The sequence below is a fragment of the Moorena sp. SIO2C4 genome, from assembly GCF_010672485.1.
Lineage (GTDB): Bacteria > Cyanobacteriota > Cyanobacteriia > Cyanobacteriales > Coleofasciculaceae > Moorena > Moorena producens.
Map to the genome: position 1 here is coordinate 1 of NZ_JAAHGN010000575.1, position 4,742 is coordinate 4,742.

Annotated in this window: 5 protein-coding genes and 1 pseudogene; 2 read left to right on the plus strand and 4 right to left on the minus strand. The window is 40.4% G+C overall.

Translation table 11 applies throughout. From position 1 onward, the window contains the following. Both F6K20_RS24760 and F6K20_RS24765 read left to right on the plus strand, forming a co-directional pair. A partial coding sequence (locus tag F6K20_RS24760) for a sugar transferase (RefSeq protein WP_287296401.1) occupies window positions 1–540 on the plus strand: 540 nt, incomplete at its 5' end. A 462-nt stretch (window positions 541–1,002) separates the two neighbouring features. Next, window positions 1,003–1,401, plus strand: coding sequence for an ATP-binding protein (locus F6K20_RS24765; protein WP_008187640.1), 399 nt, complete (start codon window positions 1,003–1,005; stop codon window positions 1,399–1,401). On the opposite strand, the gene F6K20_RS24770 is transcribed toward F6K20_RS24765, so the two are convergent. The 4 genes and pseudogenes from F6K20_RS24770 to F6K20_RS40865 all read right to left on the minus strand — a co-directional run. Next, window positions 1,398–2,285 (minus strand): hypothetical protein, encoded by an 888-nt coding sequence (locus F6K20_RS24770; protein ID WP_008187638.1) that lies wholly within the window; start codon window positions 2,283–2,285, stop codon window positions 1,398–1,400. The genes F6K20_RS24765 and F6K20_RS24770 overlap by 4 nt on opposite strands. Before the next feature lie 217 nt (window positions 2,286–2,502). Continuing rightward, window positions 2,503–3,012 carry a hypothetical protein gene (locus F6K20_RS24775; protein WP_008187636.1) on the minus strand — a complete coding sequence of 170 codons (510 nt, stop codon included), beginning with the start codon at window positions 3,010–3,012 and terminating at the stop codon, window positions 2,503–2,505. Between the two features lie 253 nt (window positions 3,013–3,265). Beyond that, on the minus strand, window positions 3,266–3,496 hold the full coding sequence (locus F6K20_RS24780; protein WP_131827051.1) for a hypothetical protein: 231 nt from the start codon (window positions 3,494–3,496) through the stop codon (window positions 3,266–3,268). Between the two features lie 107 nt (window positions 3,497–3,603). After that, window positions 3,604–3,753, minus strand: a pseudogene (locus F6K20_RS40865) (IS1 family transposase); the annotation flags it as partial. Between the last annotated feature and the right edge of the window lie 989 nt (window positions 3,754–4,742).

A 4,742-nucleotide genomic window follows, 5' to 3' on the forward strand; every position in this document is an offset into this window, starting at 1 on the left:
GGAATTACTGGTATTTTATTTCTTCCCATTGCCCTTGCTATTAAGCTAGATAGCCCTGGTCCGATTTTTTTTGGTCAAATCCGTTGTGGTTGGATGGGAAAGCGGTTTCGGATCTGGAAATTTCGCTCCATGTGTGCTAACGCTGAACAGCTAAAAGAGAAAGTTAAAAATCAAGCTGATGGCAAAGTTTTTAAGAATGAGAATGACCCCAGAATCACCAGAGTAGGTCATTTTTTACGGAAAACCAGCTTGGATGAACTGCCTCAGTTCTGGAATGTTCTGAAAGGGGAGATGAGTTTAGTAGGTACAAGACCACCAACAGTCAATGAAGTAGAAATATATGAGGTTCCCGAGTGGCAACGTTTAAACGTAAAACCGGGTATCACTGGTGAGTGGCAGGTGAATGGACGCTCAAAAATCCGTAGTTTTGAAGATATCATTCAAATGGACTTAAAATACCAACATCACTGGAGCTTAGCCCATGATATCAGAATTATCTTCAAAACTATCCTGGTGGTGGTTCGTAAAGATGGAATGTAGTTTTATGGTTAGATGAGTTTGGACCCATCACCTTCGCCCCTACTGGGGAAGGTGATGGTAATTTATGAAATGCCAGCCTAGCTTACCTTGGAACCGAAAACTATTTTTTAATAGTAGATTAGAATAGACCTCTTGTCAAAGTATTTTTGTGATCCTGTCTTTCTCAATTATTGTCCGCTGATCCAAAGTTCCCTTGTCCGAAGTTCCCGACAACTGCCGCGAAGTCTAATGCCATAGACCGTGTAAACACCAGAATTTTTAAAAGTACCATCAAATTCGATCAATTTAGGCTAATATAGTGGTTCCCACTAGACCGATCTGCATCGACATGATGATCGGAACCTCCGTGTTGCAGAAGAGTCATTGTTGTTTTTATCTTACAAAATAGTGGTGCTTATTAATAAAACCTGGAAACTCAGTCGGTTAATGTGCAATGGAAAACCGCTTCGAGAATCTCGTCTAATGGTCCAAACAGACTTGAGTGAAGTCAAAGATGTATTACAGTGGTTTGAGGAATTCACTTCTGACCTACTGCCTCAGCAATTTTGGCAGCAGTGTCAAATTGCTTTGGTGGAAGGATTTACTAATGTAGTACGCCATGCTCATCGACATTTACCTAAAACTACAGTAATAGAGCTGGAGTTAAAGTTATTTACTGATGGATTAGAAATGCGGCTTTGGGACTATGGACAGCCTTTTGATTTCCAATCCAAGCTGGAATCCCTCTGCCAAGAGGACTATGACCCTTTAGAAAAAGAAGGAGGCAGAGGGTTGATGTTTATGAATCAGCTGACAGACGAAGTTTCCTACCAACGTCTGTCTGACGAACGTAATTGTCTACTAATGCGTAAATGGTGCTAGATTTCCGCTGCGGCGCGTTCAATTAAGCTACGCGCCAGACTTTGAATGCCAGTGTGTTCATAATAGTTAGTAGACATATCCAGAAAAGCGGCGAGATAGTCTAACTTGTCATCAGAAAACTCAATAAAACTTTGCAAGTTATTAGCGATTTGTTCTGGGGTCACACCTCGGTCAGTAACGAAATCACTCATCCATCCCTTCACCGATTCAAAGCTTTGACCAATAAAGTTGAGCTTGCCTTCGGAATCATCCCCAGGAATCGCATCCTGGATCCCTTTGAAACTCCCACTTTCTTCCAACTCGTTGGGAGTTAGACGCTCTAGAGTTGACTGTACTCCCATGATAAAGTCAGGACCAAGGGGAATCAGACCATCAAAACAAACCAGTGCTGCCATACGCATTATAGATGCGCCACTATAGTCAGCTAAGGCACCCACAAAGTCACCAATGCTATCCCCAGGCAGACCATTAATTTGGCAAAAGCCGATCAATTCCCCTACCACTTTGATGGACAGATCGATAGTTTGGGCTTTGTCAGCTTTCGGAGTCAACCTGTTCAAGAAACCCAACAAGGGAATTTTTTCACCAACCTTGTTCGCTAAAGCTGCTGTACCCAAAGCCGTACCAGTGCTATCAATGGTTTGGTAAATCCACAGCGCTCGTTGGTAGCCCTGGGAGCGGTCATTGAACAGATAGACGGCGCGATCGCCAATTTCCTGAATTACCTCTTCGTCTTCTTCACCAGTGATCGCACGAATGGTATTTTCAAATCCCACTAAATTTTCCCACTCTCCAGGCACAACAAAGTCTAGAGACTTCAGCGCCGAGATGGTCAGGTTCTTCGTTGGCAGATCATCAACGATTTCAAAAATTGCTTTGCTCACACTCAGACTCCTTTACAATCTGATACCTTCGAGTCATTAGTCCTTGGTCATTAGTCCTTGGTTATTAGTCCTGAGTGACCAACACCGAGTCTGATCGTAGTTACTGATCGTAGTTACTGATAACTAATGACTGATGACTAATGACCTACTCACCCGTGATTCGTGTGATTGAGGATGCTTATTCCCCATTCACCTTTTTCCTTGTAGCATTTATTTACTAAAGTCGGGCAAGACCACTGAGGTTAAATTTTGCTAACCAGGCTTTGCGATCGCTAGCGGTAAACGACGGATCTCGGGATTGGATCTTTACCTGGTAGCGCTTACCGACCAAAATAGCGGTTTGAGTGGAACCAATTTCCCGGGCTGGATAACCAGCAATGGTTTGACCACTTTGCTGATATTTGGCAGCAGTGGTAGGAATGCTGCTGGTATCGGAAATTGAGAGAACTGCCACCTCAGTGCCATTTTTCTTCAACTTGGCTTGAGCAAAACCTTTTTTCTCCTGGGTATATACTCGTTGATAACCACCCCCTGATGGTGGGAAAAACTTGTTGAATTGAGACCCTTGAGTGGCATTCTTGGTAACAGCCTGACCACTTCTAGCCTGGCTGCTGGCCTGTTGTGCCTGGTCAAAACGAGAGGGGGCTTTTTGAGCGCAGGATGTTACCAGCAATACTGTGCTGAGTAACACGGTCGCTAAAATTGTTTTTACACGAGAAATGGTCATCGTTTTCTCCTGGAATGATTTATGCTGCTTACTTAGCAAGACTATCTCGGGGAAACCTTACCAGAGCTATATAAACAAAGATTTCCCAAGTGCCCCATGGCTTGGTCAAATAAGTGACCAGTAACACTATCCTACTCTAGGCATAAAACCACTACCCCCTTCTGGTATTGAGCAACTGGTCACAACGTTATGCCAAGGTGTACTCCCTGCTTAGTAGACGAAGTCCAAAGCTAAAACACCTGCCAAAGCCATCCTAGAAAATTGTAGTCAATACTTGGCAAAATGGGGAGCAGGGAGTAGGGAATAGGGAGCAGGGAGTAGGGAATAGGGAGCAGGGAACAGGGAATAGGGAACAGGGAATAGGGAACAGGGAATAGGGAACAGGGAATAGGGAACAGGGAATAGGGAACAGGGAATAGTTAAAAAATTGGCGTTGCATTACTGTGGGATGATTTAGAGTTTTTTTCGATAGCGATCGCTTCATAATCCCTCCCAAATGTTAAACTGAAATTAATACTGAAATTAATTTAGTAATCCTTTTGTTTTTGAGATATTCAATCATGAATTTATTGACAACTATAACATCTATATTGACTTATAATAACAAAAGTTTTTACGATGTGATCGCGCTAGATAATGACGCAAATGACTATTCTATCCTTCGACCATTGTCATTGATTTTTTACTAACGCTCTGGTCTCCATTTGGACTAAATTGATGGTAAACTTTATATCCATATGTAATCAAATAGCAATAAAAATTATTGATTGTTTTATGATTTTTTTAAAAAGGGTTTGCCCTTTATTATCCTATTAAATATTATCAAATATCATCGGAATCCTTGTTTAAAGATGTCCATACCAAAATTTTAGTTTTTTTTGCTATAAATGTTTGCAGTTAATCTAGTTTACCCACTTGTGGTGTTTTGTAATTTTTATGATAATCAGGTAGCTGATTACCAATCTGCTTCACCCAACTAATTCCTGTATTATGATTGACTTTATGAATTCTTTCAATAGCCCTAAAACCCTTCCCCTTTAGGTACATAGTTAAACAGTATTATTTAACTTTTTTGCTCTCCTAGGGTGGCTAGGATAAATTAGTATAATAAAATAATCGCCATAGCCCTTACTAATTAAGGTTTTGAGTAATTTAAAAATGCAATTTTAATAAAAGCGCACCTAAGCGGTCTTGGGGGTTTACCCCATGAGCGACTGCATCAATACAATGTATTTTTATTTGATTGAATCCCTTGCTATTTAAGGGGTTAAGCTCATTTAACCTACTCATTTACTATAATCAGTATAGGAGAGCCAACTTTTTGAGAATAACATAATTTTGAATAAGACTAAATAAATTGGCGAGCACAGCTCTTACATTGATAATTTTCTCCCCCCTTATGTGACCATTTTTTCAATACTATTAGACTGAAAATTAGGGCAATTTATACTCAGTTATTTCATGAGAGTGCTAAAGTTTAACTTTTTTATTAATTAAAAATTATCCCAGAATCATGCAACGCCAAAAAATTATGTGTAGGGAGCATGTCAAATTCGCCAAATGTACTCAAATAACTCATAACTGCTACTGAAACCCCGAAAACACTGTAGTTCAAGCGTTTATAGTTCAAGTGTTCTTACAAAATTGACCTGCTCCCTATGTGTACCTCATAGCTATGAAAAATGCTATACAATTCGACGCAGCTTGGATATGAAAAATGCTATACAATT